This is a genomic window from Arthrobacter sp. FW306-07-I (assembly GCF_021800405.1).
Classification (GTDB): Bacteria; Actinomycetota; Actinomycetes; order Actinomycetales; family Micrococcaceae; genus Arthrobacter.
This window is the reverse complement of the sequence record NZ_CP084550.1, coordinates 750,346-769,761: the sequence shown is the minus strand read 5'-3', so window position 1 is coordinate 769,761 and position 19,416 is coordinate 750,346. Positions and strand designations below refer to the sequence as shown.

Genomic DNA, 19,416 nt, shown 5'->3' with positions numbered 1-19,416 from the left:
TCAGTCCTCTTCGTAGGTGCGGAGCCGCGGCCGGCGGCGCGGTGGTTCAGAGATGCGGGGTTGTTCGCGGTCAGCAACGGTAGGGATGCGGTCGTTAATGGTGCGGCGCAGCTCGCGTCGCCGTGCGCGGCGGGCGGCTTCGACGTCCCGAAGACTCAGCCGGAGATTCGGGTGGTCCTCGTCGATGGCGGTGCAGATAAAGGTGTCATGGTCGAAGACACGGATTTCGGAGATGTCGCGGGGGTCGTAGCGGATGGTGATGGTGCGTCCCACGAACGGGGCCAGGGTGGGCGAAAGGTAGCGCTGGCCCTGGAAGTGGATGCCGTCACGCTGCACCACACGGTTTTTCGGAACGGTAAGGAGGAGCCCATCGAGATCTTCCAGGGTGTCCGGCATGCGGGGAAGCCATCCGTCAGCGACCCACGAGTCCCGCGGTGAGATGCCAAGCTCGCTATGTGCCCGGTCGTTGTAGATGGCGATGAAGGCACCGATCTCCCGATCAAGTGCCGGCAGGTCCAGCACAGGCTGTGGTGCGCGGATTCCGGGTCCGAGGCGCCCGGGCAGGGCCGCGAGGACCTCGGTATTGATCGTGCCGAAAAAGCGCTCGATTTTGCCGCGGCCCTGCGGCCGGCCGACGGTGGAATGGATTGTCCGGATATGCAGCGCCACAGCGGTCCGCTCGAGGTGCTCGCTGGTGAAATCGGGGCCGTGATCGACGTGCAGAATATCTGGAAGTCCGCACATCACCCAGGACGGATTCTGTTTGCGCCAGATCGCCTGCCGAAGTGCGAGGGCTGTGTTCAGGGCTGAGGGTGCGCCGGTAAAGACGGTGTAGCCGCAGATTGCCCTGGAGTAGTCGTCCATCACCGTGGTCAGCCAGGGACGGTCCGGTTTACCGCTTGCGCCGAGAATGAGGATGTCGAGCTGGGTGTGATCGGCCTGCCATATCTGGTTCGGCTGTTCCGCCCGGCGGCGGTACACGAGTTCGTGCCGGTCGCGGTAGGACGCCGGCCCCTCAAGGGCGAGGGTGACGAGCCCGGGATCCAGGGCCGAAACGATGTCCCGAACGGTTGAGTACCCAGGCGCAGGATCGTTCCTCTGTCGGGCATCGGCGACAGCGAGCCGGTGCAGGGTTGCAAGGCTGGGGCGGGGCTTAGTCAGCGCGAGCCTCTCGATGAACGCCACGGTTTCCGCTGCTGTGCGGCGCCTGCCGGCATCGACCCTGGGACGTGGATCCAGCGCCGCGATGCCACCGTCTTGGAACGACCGGTGCCAGCGCTCAAGCGTGCGCAGGCTGACCTTTGATTCCCGGGCCAGCTCCGCGAGTGGGATCTCGTCTTCGACGTGCAATCGAAGGATCCGCCACCGCTCCGCGCCTTTCATGACGGCAGCTACATCGTGGTGCTCTCGCGGGCAGCGAGGGCTTGCTGGTGGCGGTAAAGCGTTGCCCGGCTCCACCCGACTAGGCGGGCAGCTTCCTCGGCGGTGCGGCCCTTGGCCCGCGCGTCGGTCACGATCCGCAGCTTGTCAGCTATCACGATGGGGTCCGAGAGCGGGCGGCCGAACCTTGTTCCGCCCTTTCGTGCAGCAGCAATCCCGGCGTTGACCCGTTCGACGATCAACTCCCGCTCGTACTCCGCCAAGGTGGCCAGCATGTTCAGCATCAGCCTGCCCGACGTTGTGGCAGGGTCAATGCCATCCGAGACTGACCTCAGCTGCACACCACGCTCCCGAAGCAGGTTCACTGTGTTCAAGACATCTATGAGGGACCGGCCGAGCCGGTCTATGCGCCACACCACGACCGTGTCGCCCGACTCCACATAGTCCAGGAGCTTCTTCATCCCAGGCCGCTCGATCGCAGTCCTGCTTCCGGAAGTGACATCGGCGAAGACATCACGCTTTTGGACTCCGACGCCGACGAGTGCATCAAGCTGCAGCTTGGCGTCCTGGCCGGCGGTGCTGACCCGCGTATATCCGAGATGTCTCACCGGCTCATTCTGCCTTAGAAAACCCCTTCCGGCATCCGTCTAAGACAAAACACGGCGAGACAACTTTCCAAGACAACGAGATGCCCGTCCGGACGCCGCTTCAGTTCGGCTTCCCAGGGAAAGAGGCAGTGTCTTGAAAAGCTGCAGTTTTCCGAGACATCCATTTGGTCAGACTTCGCAGGAAGCCAGGTAGCTGTTAGCGCCCCCTCATCGTTCATTTCATCGTGCGGGTCTTACGTACATGGCGTGGGCTAGCAACCGCGCGGAACGTGGTGGCTGACTTCCACGGCATGGTGATCGACCGGCTTACGGGCGCACTCATTTACAGGCCATCTGTTGCTACTCGGTTTCGAACGGAGGCAGCGAGCCAGGTCAAGACACGCTGATCTAAGCTGACGCAATGAGACCGTTGGAGCGATGGCTGACCCTTATCGGATGCTGCGGCGGCGCCGTCATGGCTGTCTACGGTGCCATAATAGGATCCCCGTGGTGGGTTCTGGGGCTGTTGGTGTCTCTGTTCGCCGCCTACACACTGTGGGTGACGCGGCGGAAGAAGAAAGCATGACGTCCTTGTAACCATCCCCTATCGAGCGGCGAACCGCGTCTTTAACAGCGGGGACACGCACTGGCGCTGGCTTGTCAGGATTTAGCCGCCCACCACCTGCAGATGCACATTGCCCGGTTCCCGGAGATCATTTACCCAGATGTTCTCTTCTCCTGGTCAACCTGCTTGCGGCAACGGACATCGTCGGCAGCTGACCGAAGAAATGGGATTGCGTAAATAATCGCCAGGATCACGAATGCCGCGGTTGTCGCGCCTAGGAAGCTGATCGGAATGTAGAAAAAAGGACTCGTGACATTCGGGCGTGTAATCAAAACCGTTGTGACGACCACTATCGCTTCGCCCACGTTGACCAGCCAAGCGATCAGAAAGAACTTTTGGAAGCGGTTTAGGTAGTTCCGGCTTTTGTTGCTAAGCCGTGTGAGCCGACCGAGGCCACGCTCACTTTTCGGTTCCTCTCGTCCTTTGTCCGCTCTCGCGCAGGCTATCATCCGCCGCGGCCCTGGAGAACAGCGACGAGGGACAAAGTTGAAGGTCATTTACCGCTCAGTGGAACCTGTGCGGCAAGGGATCCGTAATCGTGCTCTGAAGTGCGCGGTCGACCACCGTCTTCCGGACGTTGTCTCATCAGGGTCACCGGCAGCGATTCATCCCTCAATTGGCAGAACCTAATCAGTACCGGTGCAGAGGCCTACACTTTTCAGCTATGGGGGACTCAGAGTCGAACGGCGGGACAACTCCGGTGATCGGGCGGGTAGCAGTCGGCGTCTGCGCCGCGGCCACCCTGACCATTGTGGGTCTGATCGTCACACAAGTGGCATCCAGCAGCGCCGCCGCGGTCTTATCCGCCATGGGCCCACCATCCGGGCGCCTCGGTCTACTGGCGACCGCCCTCCACGCTTCCATCATCATCGGCTCGATCTTCGCGGTGAACTCCCTGACCGGTCCCGATCCCGACTACGGGAAGATTTTGAATCTCTTCCGGCGCAACAACCTGAAGGGATTGAGCGAGGCCGCACCCGCGATGCCGCTCCTGGAATACTCGTTCCTGAGCTACTGGACTGGCTGCATCGGCGTAATGTACACCGCGTGGCGAGCCCACGAGCCGGGGTCTGCCATGTCAGCGGTGGCCGGCGCCCTCACGCTCGTCGGCGCGGCCGCCCTGGCTCTGTGGATGATCCTGGTGGCTCTCGGCAAGAGGTCACTTCGCTCGGCAGGAAGTGGCCCACAAGAGCACGACCCGGTACTCTTGCCGACCACACACAGCCGACCGGAGAGCCGAAGACCGATGGAGCCTTATCGAAGTAACGTCGGCATCGAGTACCGGACAATCCGCGCCACGATACCGCTCGTAGAGCTCACCGCGACCGAGGAGGAACTCAATTTTAGGTTTCGGTTGGGTCTCGGACTCATGTTCGGGCCATGGCACTTCCGCAGGGAACAGGTACTCGAGGTGTTCACAACACGCGCACTATTTTCCACGCGCATCCACATCCGCGGGGAAGGCTTTGAGATCTACGTCTACGCCTCACCCCCAGAGCCACTGCTGCTAACCCTCGAGGAACTCGGCTACCCCGTGGACTGGATCATAAGACGATGACAGTGCCGGAATGTACAGGTTTATTCGGGTTCGGTGGAGGATCCGCTTAGAGGGATCCTCCACTGAGCATGACAGGGCCGTCGCCCGAGGCGTCCAGCCGCACCGCCTTGCCTACTTCTCCAGGGAGGGGATTCCGAGGTGGGCGCAGATTTCGGGTCCGCCTGGGATGACGGCGACGCTGTTGTCGAGGACGCATGCGGTCAGTTGGGGGACGTAGTGGCCGATGAGTTTGTTCGGCCCGGCGGGGCCGCTGAGTGGATTGCCGTACTTATCGCTTGGCATGCCGTTGGCGCTGGACTTGCTGGGGTCGGCCGTGGGCTTGGTTTGGACGAAACCGGGCGGGATGAGGTCATCGGTGATTCCTTGGGGGTTCATCATTCCCAAGTCCCAGTTCCGGCCACACTGGTTGACGGGGTCGCTGATCTGTTGCATTCCTGCGTCCGGGTCCCCCGGGTTCGGGTTATTCTTGGCGTCGAATCCCGGGAGGAAGTTCCCTGTGGTGATGTACGGCGGCATGATCACTTTAGGGTTCGCTTTGACGGGGTATGTGGTGGTGAGGTCGGCTCGGTAATAGCAACGGATGCCGCGTTTGTCGTTGACCGGGGCATTGGCCGTGTAGACCCCGGCGGCGGTGGTCCCGGCCAGTGCTGTGCCGGCCACAGCGATCACGACGGGCAGGGCAAGCCATTTGCGTTTCCGTTTCGGTGTGCGGCGTGCTTCCTGGACGAGCAGGTTCCGGACGCGGTCTTTCGTTTCCTGTGGGTAGGTTACTTCGGGCAGGTTCATGACAGCCTCGCTTCAACGATCGTGGTGTCCAGGTGTTCGACGTGCACTGTGGTTTCGTTCATCTGGGCCAGTTTGGCTTTTGCCCGGTGCAGTCTTGATTTCACGGTCCCGACGCGGATGCCGAGGGTTTTGGCTGCGTCTTCCTGGCTGATCCCGTTCATCAGGCACAGGATCACGACGTCCCGTTCCCCCTCGTGCAGCCCCGCGGTGGTGTCGAGCAGTTCGCGGACTTCACGTTCGGCGTCGACCCGGGAGGTGACGGATTCGGCGTGGTCTGCTTCGTGTTCACGGTGCCTGGGATCAGAATGCGGCAGCCTGGTCAGGAAGTCGGCGTACCGCCGTGACGCCCGAGCCCTGTTGAGGTTCGCGTTTGTTGCTACCCCGAGGAGCCATGGGAGGAGGCTGTCCTTTTGTGGTTTGAGCTTGTTGCGTTGCCGCCAGGCCTCCAGGAAGGTGATTGAGACGAGTTCTTCGGCGTCGTGCCAGGATCCGCAGCGGGAGAGGCAGTACCGGAAGACCGCGTCGGCGTGCCTGTTGAACAGGGCGCCGAAAGCGTCAGCGTCGCCGCCGACGCACGCACTCCACAGGTTCTCGTCGGATTCCCCCATATGCCTCATACCTTGTAGTGTCCGCAGGACCGGAAAAGGTTCCCGCTCCTCGAATCGTTTTCGCAGCGGAGATGCTCGGGGCGTGACCGGTGTTTCGCCAGAGAGGGGCAATCCATGAGGCGGTGTTCACTCAAGCCGGTTTACGGCGAACCGGATGCCGTAATCAATGAGTCTTTCCGATGCCAAGGCAATAAGTTCCTGAACCTCTGCAGTGGGCGTATTCACGCAGTCCAGTTGGATGCATACGGGATGTCCGGCCGCCTCGGGGTAGGAGCGCAGGAGGCCCTCATCAAGGACGAACATGGCGTAATTGTTGATCTTCTCTTTCAGCTGTTCCAGCTGGCCGGGAGCGGTCGCCCATGGACGGTTTTCGACCATGATCAGCTTGTATTCGTCGTGCACGGGATCGTGCGTTACGAGATCGATGACGTTAGGTTCGTGGATTCCGGACAGGGCAGTCTCCTTGTGAGTTAAAGCGGGGCATGCATGTCGACACAGTTGATCCCGGATGCAGGAGAGTCGACAGCAACGCCAGCCTACCCGGGGGACGGACTCGTTGCCGGTTCGCCGCCGGCCCGCGCCTGCGGCTGGTCTTTCCTGCGTCGCGTACGCTCGCTCTCATGGAAAACGCAAAGGTCGACCGTGCTAGGGATTGGGCCCAAGATGAGTACTGATTTTGAGCCAAGAGGACCAAATGCAATCGCGTCTAAAGACGGTGAACTCCATATCGCTCGCGTGGGTTTATCTGTGAGCTTTCGGGGACACAAATATGAGATTGACTCAGAAATGCTTGCCCCTCCCATGAGCATAGCCATCTATTTCCGGAACAGCTCGGCGGCGAAGGCGGCTGCGAAGGCGCATGAGTCAGAGCAACTACGAGAATTTGTCCGAGATGCGCTGACGTTCGGCGGGTTCTATGTTGAGTTTGACTAGCCTTCGTCTTCTTGGAGGACCTTTCTAGACTTCATCGCTGATTGCAGCTGGGCGTCTGTCTTGAGCTCCGCTCGGGTTCACCAGAAGGCCCGCAAGCGGTCGCTGAAAGGAGCGGTGACCACCCCTTTAGCCGATCCTCCAGTGCGCACCGGGGCCTAGGCGAAGCCGTGCAACCATTCGTTACCCCTAACTGGCTGGGGCTTGTGAGGCCAGTTACTCGTGTCCCCTTCGATGAGCAATCCGTCAGAGCCGTAAAAACCTAGATTGTCTCGCTCAATGCCCAGAGCACGACAGTATTCGTTCAGGGAATCAAGTGTGAACCGGTCCTGGATCTTCTTTGCCTTGTAGCTTTCAAGGTTCTCGAAGGGTTGCGGATCACCGAAGAGCGTCCACTCCCAGCGGGATTGATAGCTCGCCTGGATGGAACGGATATGACGCGCTCCGGCGTGAATCCAGAGCGCTGTGCTGCCGTAGCTGACGATCTTTCGATCACGAATGATGTGGGGTTGGTGGGACGTGCGGATGTTGAGGCAGTCGAGACGCGCACCGACAACATTCGCACTCGCTATATCGCTGCCCTGGCTAAACACTGCGGTCCATTTGTCGGCGGAGGTTGCCACCACGAGCTGTTTCCACGAGGGCATAGCCCATGGGTCGAGGTGGTGAAGCATGGACGGGAGTGGCTCTCGGAGACGAGTGAAGTTTCTGCCTCCCAACCCATTGAGCCATTCAGTGGCTTCTGTGACGACTCGCTCGAAGGGTGCCTCGTGAACCAGATTGGATCCGTGCATGGCAGCTGCATTTCCAAAGTATGCCCCGTCCGGGACCAGAAAACTGTCCGAGCCACGCGCGCCGGTAAGCCGGTGGCCTAGCGTGCGCTTCGGCCGTTCGATAGGGGATCGCTCACCGGATGCCAGTTGGCGGCCCTTATTCTGATCTCGCGCTGAGGCTTTTGGCCATGTGTTCGTTCAGAAAGAGCAGCTCCCGGAAGGGCACAGCTTTTCTTGCCGCCGTCGCAATGTTCCGCCCCTCTTCCGTGAAGAGAAACGGGTAGACGCTGATGCCCTCGTCGAGGGACAGAGCTGCGACCTCTTCTTCCCATCCCGGCCATCGCAGCTCGCGGTAGAACTCCGTAGCTCCGCCCCTGACGAGCCACTCGACGAATGCCGTGTGGCCAGCTCCCAGCGGTGTCCAGTCCAGAGTGTCCGGACCCCAATAGCAGACTTCACCGGGCTCGGCAGGAAGATCATCGTGATTGATAGCGAAGACACCACCCAGAACGTCGTAAGCGATGACGAGATGACCTGGGGGCGCTGCACGATGATCGGGATCACCTAAAGCGTTTACTGTAGCGATGTCCTCGATTCCATGGGCGCCAGCGCCGAGAATGCGTACCCATCCGTGATCGATGATGATAGCCGCGCCGTTCGACGCAATTGCTCCCAGCGTCGACGCGGCAGTCACTTGTAGACGGAAGAGAACGTCCCTTTTCGACGTGTCGTCCGCTGACAACACTTTGAAGTCGACGACCGCGCCAGCCAAGAGTGTTTCCAGCCACGGCCACGCGGGAGAATCGACGCCAAGAAGCTCATCAGCAGATCGTGTTGGAGTCATAAACAGATGCTGTCACAGGTGGCGCTTGCCCGCTTGCCGCGACTCCCGGAATGACAGACCAGCCAGGCCCTTTCCGGCGGCGCGCTGATCCCCTTCATGCGCACGCTGAAGGATCCCCTTTCGCGCTGAACCATGCGCCAAACAGCGCCGCAAAAACACCGCCATTTATCGCCGCGAGTCACACCCCCGGATTCTCGATTCAAGCCGTTCTTGAAATCCTTCGTTTTCAATAACTCGTTGTGGTTTCCTCTTCTGACGCTGGGTCTTGAGGTTCGCTGGCGTGATCAGTTGTCTGTCTGGGCCGGCATGACTATCCCGGTACCGCCGTCTACGGTGATTCTTTGTCCTGTGCGGAGCAGGTGGGTGGCGTTGCGTGTTCCGACGACGGCGGGGATGCCGAATTCGCGGGCAACCAGGGAGGCGTGGGCGGCCAGCGTTCCGCCGTCGGTAACGACGGCCGCGGCGCGGGCGAAAAGAGGGGTCCAGGCCGGTGCCGTCGATTTGGCTACGAGCACTTCGCCTTCGAGGAAGCTGTCGAAGTCTTCCGGGCCGCTCATGATACGGACGGTTCCTGTCGCCCGTCCTGTGCTCGCGGGATGGCCAACGATGGCACCTTCGGGCAGGTCGTGCGAGGTTCTTGCCGCCTCCACGGCCCGGGCGATTGGATCTCCAATAAGCCCGGTGGGCTCGCCCAGCGTCAGCGGGGCGTCCAGGCTCCGCTGACGCTGCCAGGTCTGGCGTCGGCTGCTCACCGGCGGCCGGTTGCCCGGGGAGGGGCGGGTGGCTTCGTGCAGTGTCAGGAAGTAGACGTCTCCGGCATCGTCGATGATTTTCTCGGCGACCAGGTGTTCGCCGAGCCGGCGGGCGCAGCGGCGCAGAACCGGCCACCCCAGACTGAGGTCGAGCGCCTGTTCCTCACGCAGCAGCGCGTAGTGCTGCGCGACACGAAGGAGGGCATGGAACCGTGCAAGGACCCGCGGCTGTTCCTTGAGTGCATCGCGGGCGGCCGCCTCGGAGGCGGCCCTTTGTGCTTTGAGGGCCGCAGACCTACTGCGGTGGACCGGCGGTGATTCCTGCTTCTGGTGTGCCGGGGGCGCCTCGGCCGCGGTGGGGTGATACCAGTCCAGAGAGTAGACGGCGTGGGCAGCCTGCGTGGACGTGGGTGCGCTCAAGCCGCGTAGAAGAGCCTGATGGCCTGTTTCCCCGGCCGTTGTCCCGTGCAGAGGCCCGGCTAGATGCTTCTGCCAGAACCTGGCCAGCGCAGACTCCATTTTCCAGGCCGATCCCCCGAGAATAGCCAGTGACCACGAATAGATTCCCGCGTGGTGACAAACAGTGTTGATTAGTTCGACCAGCCTTGCCGGGGAAGCGGAATCGATGTCCTGCCCGGCCCTTTCCACCAGCTGGCGGTACGCCGGAAGCAGCTCTGTTCGCCATTTGAGTTCCAGAGCATGAAGTACTGCGCGGTCGGCGGCCGCGGGATTATGGGAGACACGGGAAAGGGCGTTGAATAGGAACCAGGGTGCCCGGCCGCGGCCCTCCCGGATCACGCTCGCGAGGACCCGCACGGAGGGTATCGGCGGGGCGTTGTAGTACCAGCCGTTGACGGAGGCGTAGCGGAAGGGGACCCGCGCGCCGATGTCAGCGTGCATCCCGTCCAGGAATCCCGATTCGATCCGGGGCAACAGCCAGTCCTCAAACAGCGGGGTCATCGGGTCCGGTAGCCATTCGCCGAGGCGGAAGTTCCGTGACCACATGCCCTTGCCTGGCGCCGCCCAATCAACAGGGTCAGGCAGGGCGGTCATCGGCCTGGCCTGCAGAAGGAACAGCACCCCGTCCGCATCGATGGCCCATTCGATGTCCTGCGGCACTCCCGCGTGGGCAGCGACGCTGTGGGCCAAACCCGCGACCTCGAGCGCCTGCGCTGCGGTAAGGATCCCCGCGTTCCGGGTGCACGTTGCCTCCTGATCCCGGATGATCCATTCCTCTCCAATGGCATCACCGGCCACGAGGGATTCACCCAACCCCTGGACGGCGTTAATGATGCTTTCGCTCCTGTTGCCGGTCAGCGGGTTGGCGGTAAAGGCGACTCCAGCGGCAACTGGTTGGACCATCTGCTGGATCAGTGCCGCCATGGCCGGTACCCCAGTTTCCGGCTGACCCGACGTGCCGCGCGCCGATTTGTAGGCAGCCACTCGCCCGTGGGCAGCGGAGGCCAGACACCGCCGTATCCCATCATGAAGCTCACCCCGTTCGACGTTGAGGAAGGTCTCGTAAAGGCCCGCATAAGAGGCCCCGGGCAGGTCCTCCGCGGCGGCCGAGGACCTGACGGCAAATGGTCCGGGCCCGGTCCGGTCCGCTGCCTCGGCCAGCTCACCGGCGAAGCGGGACCCCAGCCGTTCACCAGCCTCTGCGGTGACGACGAAGCCCGGTGGAACGCGGAAGCCTTTGGCTGCAAGCTCATTGAGCGTGGCTGCCTTACTGCCCAACAACGCCTGTCCCGCGGCAATCTCACCGAGCGGAGGAAACACCTTTTCCGTGCCCACCAGTCAACCTCCAATAAGTAGCAATGCTATATGTAGCGATGCTACTCTAGGGTTGTTCCCGCAGCCGGTCAGCGGGCGAATTTCTTGAAGAGGGGGACTCGGATGCTTCCGATCAGGCCGGAGTCACTCAAGGGGCACCTGGACGCACTCCTCCTATCGGTGCTGGAGAAGGGACCACGGCACGGTTACGCCATTATCGAGAGCGTCCGTGAGGGCAGCGGAGGGGCCTTCGACCTGCCTACGGGCACCATCTACCCTGCGCTGCACAGACTCGAGCGGGCCGGGTTCATCCGTAGCGAGTGGCAGGCCTTCGGCGGACGCCGCCGCCGCGTCTACGAACTAACGACGTCAGGACGCCAGAGCCTCATAACGGAGCGGGTTGCCTGGGCGAAGTTCTCCGATGCGGTAAGCGCCCTGCTCGGAGGGAAGGCATGAAGTCACCTGGGGACGACAAAGTCGTCATTGAGTACCTGTCCGAACTCCGCAGATTGCTCCACGGCCCCGCACACACCAAGGCAGCTGTCGTCGAAGAAGTTCGTGGAGGGATATTGGATGCCGCCCAAGCCTTCACAGCCAGGGGACTGTCGCCCGCCTCCGCCGCTGAGGCGGCCGTAGCTGACTTTGGCGAGCCAGCCCTTGTCGCCTTGGCGTTCGCCAGCGAGTTGGCCATGGCGCAGGCCCGCAAGATCCTCTGGTCCCTACTGATCACTGGACCCCTAGTCGGCATATGGTGGTTTCTGCTGTGGGTGCCGGCGTATGGGAGATCATTCCCTGGCGCACTGATTTCGGCCGTCCCCGTGCTCCCGCTCGTTGCGGCGGCCGTGGTGGCTGGAGTGTTTGTCCTCGCCACCAGCGGATCGCTGATCCGCTGGATACCCGAAGTGACACCAGGGCAGGCGTTGCTCGCCGCCGCCGTCATCGGCGGAACCTGCATCGCCGCCGACGCAGCAGTTCTCGCGATCCTCTGGGCACGCATGGCGGCGGGAGACGCATTTCCGCCACTTCTCGTGAGCGCGGCCGTCACAGCCAGCTTCGCGCGTTTGCTCGCCGCGGGCTGGGCCGTCTTCAGGTGCTTGCGCACCAAGAGTCACCTCAGCGAGCCCTGATCCGTCCGGAGGCGCGTGCAGACGACTTTGGACATTCCGTGCAGACGACTTCGGAAGAAGACCCGCCGAGCAGAGGTAACGGCGGGCCTTCTCCTAGCCCTGGAACAGCTCCGGCCAGTCCGGCGGAGGAACGAGTTCCACTCTGCTGCAGAAATCGGCTCACAGGGCCACGAGCCGCGTCTGCTTCACGGAACGGTTCAGGTTAGCCCGCGTGCCTCAAGATTCGGTTAAGGGACTCCCATTGTTCGCCCAGGTTTTGAAGTGGACCGCCTCCCGCCCGTCCCTGACGCCGCCCTGCGACGCAGCTTTTGAGGTGAAAAAGCACCCCCATAAGGGGTTCCTAAACCATCAGATCATAAGTAGCCTTACCATGTTGTAGCGTTGCGCAGAAGCTTTTGAGCGAACGAAGGCGGTGGACGTGATGGATATGCAACCCAAGGACACTTCGCTGATTGGCGCGGAGTATGCACCGCAATTGCAGATCCAGCTGCAAGCCATGGAAATCATCGATGAGATTCTCAGCGGTACCGACTTGGCCGAACAAAGCGCCCGAGAGTCATTACGAGGGCATGTGAGCCGGTGGCCCGGCCAGCCCGAACGTGCCCTGCTCGCGCACATGATGACCATCCAGCGCACCGATCGTTGACGTTCCCACGGGCTTTTTGGAAACAGGCTGCGGCCATTCCTTCTTGCTGGATGCCATCACCCCCGGGGCGGGTAGAGACCCCTGTTCACTGAGACGGAACGGGCTGAACGTATGATGAACCCTGGACTTGACCGGGCTTCATCAGCGCCGCCGCGCAGGCCGGGCTTTACGTCAGACCGGCTGGGCTTCACCGTCTACAGGAAATGGGAGTGGCAGTGTCCGAGGGTTCATTCGTTGGCTCGCCGGATGCTCTGCTTGCTGGACGGTACCGGATCACTGCCCTGATCGGGCAGGGCGCTACAGCGGCGGTCTACCGGGCACGGGATGAACAACTGGGCCGTGAAGTCGCCCTGAAGATTTTTCCCACCGAACCTCATAACGCAGCCGGCGGCCGGGGCCGGGTCGATTCGGAAATGCGGCTCCTGGCCACCTTCAACCACCCCGCCCTGGTAACGCTGTACGACGCCGGAACTGATACGACGGTGCCGGACGGCCCCCGGACTTTCCTGGCCATGGAACTGATCGACGGACCCGACCTGCACACCAGGCTGGGCCGCGGCCCCCTGCCCGCCACCGATGTTGCCCGGATCGGAGCGGAGCTCGCCTCAGCCCTGGACTACATCCACGTCCGCGATGTCATCCACCGGGACATCAAACCAGCCAACATCCTTTTGCCAGGAACCCTGACCCGCCGCTCCCAGCACGCCAAACTCACGGATTTCGGGATAGCCCGCCTGCTCGAAGGCTCAAGGCTTACCGCGACCGGCACTACCGTCGGAACGGCCCCGTACCTCAGCCCCGAACAAGTCTCGGGAGCCCAGCTCGGAGTGGAAAGCGACGTCTACTCCCTCGGGCTGGTCCTGCTTGAATGCCTGACCGGGACTATTGAATACCCCGGGACCCACGTCGAGTCGGCCATCGCACGGCTGCACCGCCCACCGCGGATTCCGGCCGGTCTCGGCCCGCAGTGGAGTGCCATCCTCGAAGCCATGACAGCAACCGAACCCGCTGCCCGCCCCACGGCACGGGCGATTGAAACAGCACTCACTGAGGGAACCGGCAGCGGCGTGCCCGGAGCGCTGCCGGGGACGACACGGGAGACAACGCCGGCAATGCCCGCCAGGCCGGAGCGTCCGCCCCAGGCAGGAACATCACCTGCACGCACCCGCGTCCTGATCCCCAGCCTCCCCGCCGACAGCGATGAATACCCCGCCGTCATCACGCCGGCCCCAAGCCCGTCCCGCCTGGGCCAAACCCGGAAGCTGCAGTCCAGGGCAGTACTGTTCCTCGGTGTCGGCCTCGCAGTGGTCCTACTCGCGGTCCTGGTCGCCGCTGTCCTCCACGTGCAGGCGCCGGCGCCTGCACAACCCTCGCCAAGTATCTCCGGAGACCTGGGAAAACACATCGAGCAGCTGAGGCGAAGCATCACACCATGACCACGAGATTGACGCGATTCCTCAACACCGCAGCCATGGCCCTGCTAACCGCCGGGATCCTCGCAGGATGCGCGAACACCCCCACCGACCTGCAACCAGGCGCCGCCGCGAAGCTCCAAACCCGCCTCCAGTCACTTTCCCGGGACGCCGCCGACAACAACCTGCCCGCCGCGAAAGCCGAACTTGACCTGTTCACCAGCGAATTCTCCACCGCCGCAGCCAACGGCGAAATCTCACCAACACGCCGCCAGGACATCCAGAACGCCATCGACCTCATCCGCGCGGACCTCGCCGCAATGACCACGACACCCGCACCCGCGCCCACCCCATCACCCACCGCCCAAACGCCAACGCCGGTCGCACCCCAACCGCCGGCCAAAGGCAAAGCTAAAGGCAAAGACGACTAACAGCAGGAGCCGGACAGCGCTCCCACCCATCACTCAAGGCTGAAATACTGGAGAACTATGGACTACGAACTGCGGATCATCCCCGAATGTCCCAACAGCGTGTCGGCCCTGGCCCTGTTCCGCCAGGCCATCCGGGCTACCGAAAACGGCGATGGAGACCTCCGTATTGTTGAACTTGACACGGAGGAACAAGCTCACGCTGCACTTCCTCGGCTCGCCGTCCTTCATCGCGGACGGCCGTGATCTGTTCCCTTCGGCAGCGGCACCTGCGCTGAGCTGCAGGGTCTACCTCGGCGCAGACGGCATGAGCGGCCTGCCCTCGCAGGAGGACCTCCAGGCCGCACTGCGCTCACGAACCGGCAACGAAACCTAAGACGCGGGGTACGACGTGGAACCAAACAAAGCAGACATCATGGCCGAATACGGCCGGGCACGTGCTGACCTTGACCATTGGCTGGAGAGCGCAACCGCGGACGACCTTAGCCGCAGGAGCAACGGCACAAAGTGGACCAATGAGGAACTGCTCTTCCACATGGTTTTCGGCTACATGGTTGTCCGCGCACTGCTTCCCCTGATCCACGTCATCAGCCGACTGCCCAAACCCGTCGGCGCGGCCTTCGCCGCACTCCTGAATTCAGGTACGCGCCCATTCGACGTCATCAATTACTGGGGATCCCGGGCAGCGGCCATGGTCTACAACAAGCGACGGATGGGCCGGAAACTCGACACGACTCTCCTTGCGATCACCCGCAGACTTGAACACGAAAGCCCTGCCTCGCTGTCACGGTCCATGCCGTTTCCGGACCGGTGGGACCCGTTCTTCAAACCGCTGATGACACTCACCGACGTCTACGCATACCCCACAAATCATTTCGACTTCCACGCCCGACAGTTGAGTATCAGGCGCCACCAGCAATAGACGCCTGCTGCTGCTCCCTGCCGAACAGTACCCACACCATCGGGGCGTGCATGAGAGACGGGCACTCCGCCACGATTTTGGCCGGCGTGCAGAGGACTTCTGACATTCCGTGCAGACGACTTCTGAAAATGACACCTGACGTCAGTAAGAGCGTCGGTAGAAGTCAGGATTGGGTCGGAATTCGATATTCCTGACACCGGCAGTCCAGGGTCTCAGATTTCAACCGGACACTCTTCACTTCGAGGGCGGCCTCTGTCAAGAAACCCTCACCGACCAACAACCCAGCAATTCTCGTCCCCCTCGCGTCAAGGAACTGGCGCATACATGGCAGCTGTCAGCAACATTCACACCTCTGGCACCTAAGGCGCGGCCGTGAGCCCCGACTCAAGGCGGGTCATGCCGCCAGGTGATTGGAGAGGGATGAATCACCGTGAGGACGAATCATTACAAGGCGTCCGAGGACGGTTTTAACCCATCCCAGACGTCGCAGCGTTTCTGTTCGCCAGCATGGCCGACGGACCAGGCGATCGTCGGCCGGGGTCCTCTTACAGCCGCCGCGGGGCCGATCCGCGAGGCAAGGCTTAGCGCATGACTATGTCGATCGCCCGGCTCTCTGCCCAGTCCGGGCTCAGGTATCTGTTCAAGACCACCATGATGGATGATCTGCCCCTCGCCCCGGTTGATGCCACCAGCTACTACCTGAAGGCCGGGACGCCACCGGGCCGCTGGATCGGCTCAGGGCTGCCTGGCATCAGCCGCAGCGCCAAAGATGCTGTCACGGAAATAGACGCGAAAGCACTCTTTGAGTACGCCGTCCATCCGGACACCGCCGCCCCTTTGGGCCGGCCACACAGCAAACCCACGGTCGTCAGAACAGCGCGGGGCCGGACCGAAACGCGCCATGCCGTCGTCGGCTTCGACCTGACCTTCAGCGTCCCGAAATCCGTGTCGGTCCTCTGGGCACTGAGTCCGCGGTCGGTCCAGAACGAGATCCTGCAAATCCACCACGCCGCCGTCAAATCTGCCCTGCAGTGGCTCGAGGATACCGTCGTCCACACCCGTTCCGGACGCGGCGGCATCGCCCAGTTCGGTACCAGGGGTGTGATCGCCGCTGCCTTCGACCATTGGGAATCGCGTGCCGGGGATCCACAGCTGCACACCCACATAGTCATCGCCAACCGCGTCCAACGCATCACTGACGGCGCCTGGGTCACCCTGGACTCACGAACCCTCTACAAGGCCGCCGTCGCTGCAAGCGAGCACTACAACGGCCTGCTCTTCGATGCCCTCCACCGGAACCTCGGCACCGATACGGAAATCCGCATACCGGCTTCGGGCACCCACAACCCCAGACAGCATCTCACTGGCATCGACGACGATCTGGTCCGCGAATTCTCGAACCGCTCCCGCCTCATCGACCTCGAAACCGACAAGCTGGTCGCCGAATGGACCACACAGCACGGCGCTCCCCCGACGGCAACCGCCACCCTCAAACTCCGCCAACAGGCAACCCTCTCCACCAGAACCCCCAAGCCCGAAACCATCGCACCGCTCCACGAGCTCTCGGCGCTTTGGCAGGCGCGGGCGAAGGCCCGGGGTTTCGAGGCAGGCCTCGTCCTGGCCGATGCCATTCGCCGCTCTCACCCAACACGGTTCACCGCTAACGACTTCTCCGCGGCATGGATCGATGCTGTCGCAACCTTGACCCGGCAACGCGTCGCGGCCAAACGGGCCACCTGGAACCGCTGGAACCTCCTCGCCGAGGCAGAACGAGTGTGCGCCGACGTCCGCTGCGACACGCCCGCGGACCGTAACGCGATGATCGACGCCGTCGCGACCGCGGCAGAGACTCAATGCGTCGCGCTCAACGAACACCGATACAGCCTGCCGCCGGACGCCGGGCCCGACCTCCGGTTCAGGAACGGGGCGGTGTTCGACTTCCACGGCTCCCGTCTCTACACCGACACCCAGACTTTGGCCTGCGAGGACTCCGTGATGGCGGCTAGGGACGACGACGGCGGACCCGCTGTGCGCCCCGCCCTCGCCATGGAGGCACTCACCAAATACCGACATCACGGCCGCTTTGAGCTGCACGCCGATCAGCGCGCCGTCGCCGGCGAGGTCCTCTCGAGCGGCAACCGGCTCGACGCCGTGGTCGGACCGGCCGGTACCGGCAAAACCACCACGCTCGGCGCGATCAAAGCAGCCTGGGAAACAGAGCACGGTGCAGGTAGCGTCATCGGGCTCGCGCCGGCTGCGGCGAGCGCAGAAATCCTCGGCCGCGAACTGGCGATGACAACGGAGAACGTCGCCAAGTGGCTGCATGAATCAGTCGGTCGAGGCGCTGCCCAACGGGCAGAGCAGTTCTATACTTTGGAGCGGCGGTTCGGTGATACCGCACTCCCTCGAACTCCTCTGGCGACCAGGCTGGCGCAACAAGCCACCCGGCTCGCTGCCGAACAGAACAGATGGCGGTTCCACCCCAACCAGCTCGTTGTCGTCGATGAGGCCTCCATGGTGTCCACTCCCCAGCTCTCTTCCCTGGTTACCCAAGCCCGGGACGCCGGAGCCAAAATCCTGCTGGTTGGTGACCCTGCCCAGTTGGACGCGATCGACGCCGGGGGCATCCTGGGCTGGCTGGACCGGCAACACAAAACGGCGCGGCTGACTACCATCTGGCGCTTTAACCAGCCCTGGGAACGGGACGCCTCCCTGCAACTCCGTGCGGGGAACTATTCAGCCGTCGCCGCGTACGACCAACACCAGCGGCTGCGCCATGGCAGCTACCTGGACATGGTCGACCTGGCCTACCTGAACTGGCAGACCGATACCGTCGCCGGAAAGGCATGCATCCTTATCGCCCCGGACAACGACACCGTCCACATGCTCAACGAACGCGCCCAAGCAGCCCGCGTCAACCAGGGCGTCGTGGATGCCGAACAGACGGTCAACATCAGCGACGGGCAACGGGCCGGACGGGGAGACACGATCATCGCCCGGCATAACGACCGCACCCTCAGGGACAGCAACGGCGACTTCATCCGCAATGGAACACTGCTCGACGTCGTTTGTGTATCCGGGCGTGACAGCTCAGTCCTGGCCGCCCGGCGAGACACCGGCGCAACTGCCATTCTGCGCCGGGACTACCTTGAAGCCTCTGTCGAGCTCGGGTACGCGACCACGGCACACCGGGCACAAGGCATCACCGCCGACACCAGCCATACTGTCGTAACCCAAGGACGCCTTACCCGCGAACTGTTCTATGTGGGCATGACCCGAGGACGCACAGGAAACCACGCCTACGTCTGCGAAAACGACCCGCTCGACGACGAGGTTCTCGGCCCTGGAGAGCGGCCGTCATGGCGCCAGATCCTCGGGGAAGTCCTCGCCGCCGAAGGCGCGGAACGTACCGCCCACGAAACCCTCGAAACAGAACAAGCAACGGGAGACAGCCTGGAACGGCTCAGCGCGGAATTCGACTACCTCGCGCAAATCGCCGGGGCAGAGGACCTGTCCAAGCTAGTCGAGTCCCACGACGCCGGAGCAGTTGCCGGGTTTCAGCAATCCCCTTCCTGGGGTGCCGCCGTCGCGGCCTGGCGCCGGGCATCGTCAATCAATCGCCCGGGCGCAGAACGCCTTGTACGCGGCGTTGTGGAAACGGTCGCCTCCGCAAAGGACCCCGCAGCCGTCCTTCACCACCACTTCCGTCAATACATCGCCAAGATGCCGACGAACGGGCCAGCCGATATACACGAAACTGTCCGGACAGCTCGTCCCGACGTCGCCAACTTGATGGAACAGGTCCGGGCCCGGATCCAACACCGGCAAGAACAGGTAACTCAGGACGCTTTGATGCTGGAGACCGAGTGGAAGCACAACCTTCTCGAATCCCTGCCTCGAGTTGTCCCTCCAGAAGTCGTTCTCAAAGTTTTGAGGGGAGTCGCAATTTTCAGGGACACGTGGGGCGTTGGCGACTCTCCGCTCCCCTTGGGTCCCGTGCCTGCAGACTACGAATGGGCACAGCAAAAGGAACGCGCCAGCCTCGAACAAGCCATCGACCAAGCTCGCCGCTACCGGCCGCCAGAGAATCTGGGACACACGAACTGGGTCAACAACGGGCTCCACACGCAAGCATCATCTAGTGCTGCTGGCTGGGAACTTTAGGCCCAGAGCAGTAGAAGAGGCGGCAAGCCCAGTCAAGCGCACCCTCGACGCTGTAGACCCATTTAGAGAGTCGACGGCAGCATTGTCATGCGGTCCAGAGC

18 protein-coding genes are annotated in these 19,416 nt (G+C 62.6%); 10 read left to right on the top strand and 8 right to left on the bottom strand.

Features of this window, described 5'->3' with window-relative positions; genetic code table 11:
- Together LFT46_RS03635 and LFT46_RS03630 are read right to left on the bottom strand one after the other, a co-directional pair.
- Window positions 1-1,383, bottom strand: a complete 1,383-nt coding sequence (locus LFT46_RS03635) for a Mu transposase C-terminal domain-containing protein (RefSeq protein WP_236821276.1) — start codon at window positions 1,381-1,383, stop codon at window positions 1-3.
- 8 nt (window positions 1,384-1,391) lie between these two features.
- A complete protein-coding gene (locus LFT46_RS03630) occupies window positions 1,392-1,988 on the bottom strand; it encodes a recombinase family protein (RefSeq protein WP_236821275.1) in 597 nt (198 codons plus the stop codon).
- Window positions 1,989-3,256: 1,268 nt separating this feature from the next.
- On the opposite strand from LFT46_RS03630, the gene LFT46_RS03625 reads away from it, so the two are divergent.
- Complete coding sequence (locus LFT46_RS03625; RefSeq protein ID WP_236821274.1) at window positions 3,257-4,150, top strand: hypothetical protein; 894 nt, start codon at window positions 3,257-3,259, stop codon at window positions 4,148-4,150.
- 111 nt (window positions 4,151-4,261) lie between these two features.
- Here LFT46_RS03625 and LFT46_RS03620 read toward each other — a convergent pair whose 3' ends face one another.
- The 3 genes from LFT46_RS03620 to LFT46_RS03610 form a co-directional block, all read right to left on the bottom strand.
- Window positions 4,262-4,936 carry a hypothetical protein gene (locus tag LFT46_RS03620; RefSeq protein ID WP_236821273.1) on the bottom strand — a complete coding sequence of 225 codons (675 nt, stop codon included), beginning with the start codon at window positions 4,934-4,936 and terminating at the stop codon, window positions 4,262-4,264.
- Window positions 4,933-5,553 (bottom strand): RNA polymerase sigma factor, encoded by a 621-nt coding sequence (locus LFT46_RS03615; protein WP_236821272.1) that lies wholly within the window; start codon window positions 5,551-5,553, stop codon window positions 4,933-4,935. Before LFT46_RS03615 ends, LFT46_RS03620 begins: the two co-directional genes overlap by 4 nt.
- Window positions 5,554-5,670: 117 nt before the next feature.
- Window positions 5,671-5,946 carry a DUF6572 domain-containing protein gene (locus LFT46_RS03610; protein WP_236821271.1) on the bottom strand — a complete coding sequence of 92 codons (276 nt, stop codon included), beginning with the start codon at window positions 5,944-5,946 and terminating at the stop codon, window positions 5,671-5,673.
- A gap of 261 nt (window positions 5,947-6,207) precedes the next feature.
- On the opposite strand from LFT46_RS03610, the gene LFT46_RS03605 reads away from it, so the two are divergent.
- Entirely contained in the window at window positions 6,208-6,477 is a 270-nt protein-coding gene (locus tag LFT46_RS03605) for a hypothetical protein (RefSeq protein ID WP_236821270.1), read from the top strand.
- A gap of 155 nt (window positions 6,478-6,632) precedes the next feature.
- Here the strand turns inward: LFT46_RS03605 and LFT46_RS03600 are convergent, their stop codons facing one another.
- From LFT46_RS03600 to LFT46_RS03590, 3 genes are all read right to left on the bottom strand, one after another.
- A complete protein-coding gene (locus LFT46_RS03600; RefSeq protein ID WP_236821269.1) occupies window positions 6,633-7,097 on the bottom strand; it encodes a hypothetical protein in 465 nt (154 codons plus the stop codon).
- A 307-nt stretch (window positions 7,098-7,404) separates the two neighbouring features.
- Window positions 7,405-8,091 (bottom strand): DUF2625 family protein, encoded by a 687-nt coding sequence (locus tag LFT46_RS03595; RefSeq protein WP_236821268.1) that lies wholly within the window; start codon window positions 8,089-8,091, stop codon window positions 7,405-7,407.
- Window positions 8,092-8,375: 284 nt separating this feature from the next.
- Window positions 8,376-10,637, bottom strand: a complete 2,262-nt coding sequence (locus LFT46_RS03590; RefSeq protein ID WP_236821267.1) for a PEP/pyruvate-binding domain-containing protein — start codon at window positions 10,635-10,637, stop codon at window positions 8,376-8,378.
- Window positions 10,638-10,739: 102 nt separating this feature from the next.
- Between LFT46_RS03590 and LFT46_RS03585 the strand changes: the two genes are divergently transcribed.
- From LFT46_RS03585 to mobF, 8 genes are all read left to right on the top strand, one after another.
- Complete coding sequence (locus LFT46_RS03585; protein ID WP_236821266.1) at window positions 10,740-11,072, top strand: PadR family transcriptional regulator; 333 nt, start codon at window positions 10,740-10,742, stop codon at window positions 11,070-11,072.
- Window positions 11,069-11,743 (top strand): permease prefix domain 1-containing protein, encoded by a 675-nt coding sequence (locus tag LFT46_RS03580; protein ID WP_236821265.1) that lies wholly within the window; start codon window positions 11,069-11,071, stop codon window positions 11,741-11,743. Before LFT46_RS03585 ends, LFT46_RS03580 begins: the two co-directional genes overlap by 4 nt.
- A 421-nt stretch (window positions 11,744-12,164) precedes the next feature.
- Complete coding sequence (locus LFT46_RS03575) at window positions 12,165-12,389, top strand: phage tail assembly chaperone (RefSeq protein ID WP_236821264.1); 225 nt, start codon at window positions 12,165-12,167, stop codon at window positions 12,387-12,389.
- Between the two features lie 215 nt (window positions 12,390-12,604).
- Window positions 12,605-13,825 carry a serine/threonine-protein kinase gene (locus LFT46_RS03570; protein ID WP_236821263.1) on the top strand — a complete coding sequence of 407 codons (1,221 nt, stop codon included), beginning with the start codon at window positions 12,605-12,607 and terminating at the stop codon, window positions 13,823-13,825.
- The gene (locus tag LFT46_RS03565; protein WP_236821262.1) at window positions 13,822-14,232 is read left to right on the top strand and encodes a hypothetical protein; all 411 of its coding nucleotides are present in this window, start codon (window positions 13,822-13,824) and stop codon (window positions 14,230-14,232) included. The genes LFT46_RS03570 and LFT46_RS03565 overlap by 4 nt, the downstream gene beginning before the upstream one ends.
- Before the next feature lie 166 nt (window positions 14,233-14,398).
- Window positions 14,399-14,605 carry a hypothetical protein gene (locus LFT46_RS03560; RefSeq protein WP_236821261.1) on the top strand — a complete coding sequence of 69 codons (207 nt, stop codon included), beginning with the start codon at window positions 14,399-14,401 and terminating at the stop codon, window positions 14,603-14,605.
- 15 nt (window positions 14,606-14,620) lie between these two features.
- Complete coding sequence (locus tag LFT46_RS03555) at window positions 14,621-15,151, top strand: DinB family protein (RefSeq protein ID WP_236821260.1); 531 nt, start codon at window positions 14,621-14,623, stop codon at window positions 15,149-15,151.
- Between the two features lie 588 nt (window positions 15,152-15,739).
- Window positions 15,740-19,315: a MobF family relaxase gene (mobF, locus tag LFT46_RS03550; protein ID WP_236821259.1), complete on the top strand. Its 3,576-nt coding sequence runs from the start codon at window positions 15,740-15,742 to the stop codon at window positions 19,313-19,315.
- Window positions 19,316-19,416 lie beyond the last annotated feature (101 nt).

Coding starts and splice junctions, on each gene's coding strand:
- LFT46_RS03620 (WP_236821273.1), bottom strand. CDS start 4,936: ATGAACCTGCCCGAAGTAACCTACCCACAGGAAACGAAAGACCGCGTC.
- mobF (WP_236821259.1), top strand. CDS start 15,740: ATGACTATGTCGATCGCCCGGCTCTCTGCCCAGTCCGGGCTCAGGTAT.
- LFT46_RS03585 (WP_236821266.1), top strand. CDS start 10,740: ATGCTTCCGATCAGGCCGGAGTCACTCAAGGGGCACCTGGACGCACTC.
- LFT46_RS03595 (WP_236821268.1), bottom strand. CDS start 8,091: ATGACTCCAACACGATCTGCTGATGAGCTTCTTGGCGTCGATTCTCCC.
- LFT46_RS03565 (WP_236821262.1), top strand. CDS start 13,822: ATGACCACGAGATTGACGCGATTCCTCAACACCGCAGCCATGGCCCTG.
- LFT46_RS03605 (WP_236821270.1), top strand. CDS start 6,208: ATGAGTACTGATTTTGAGCCAAGAGGACCAAATGCAATCGCGTCTAAA.
- LFT46_RS03635 (WP_236821276.1), bottom strand. CDS start 1,383: ATGAAAGGCGCGGAGCGGTGGCGGATCCTTCGATTGCACGTCGAAGAC.
- LFT46_RS03580 (WP_236821265.1), top strand. CDS start 11,069: ATGAAGTCACCTGGGGACGACAAAGTCGTCATTGAGTACCTGTCCGAA.
- LFT46_RS03575 (WP_236821264.1), top strand. CDS start 12,165: ATGGATATGCAACCCAAGGACACTTCGCTGATTGGCGCGGAGTATGCA.
- LFT46_RS03625 (WP_236821274.1), top strand. CDS start 3,257: ATGGGGGACTCAGAGTCGAACGGCGGGACAACTCCGGTGATCGGGCGG.
- LFT46_RS03615 (WP_236821272.1), bottom strand. CDS start 5,553: ATGAGGCATATGGGGGAATCCGACGAGAACCTGTGGAGTGCGTGCGTC.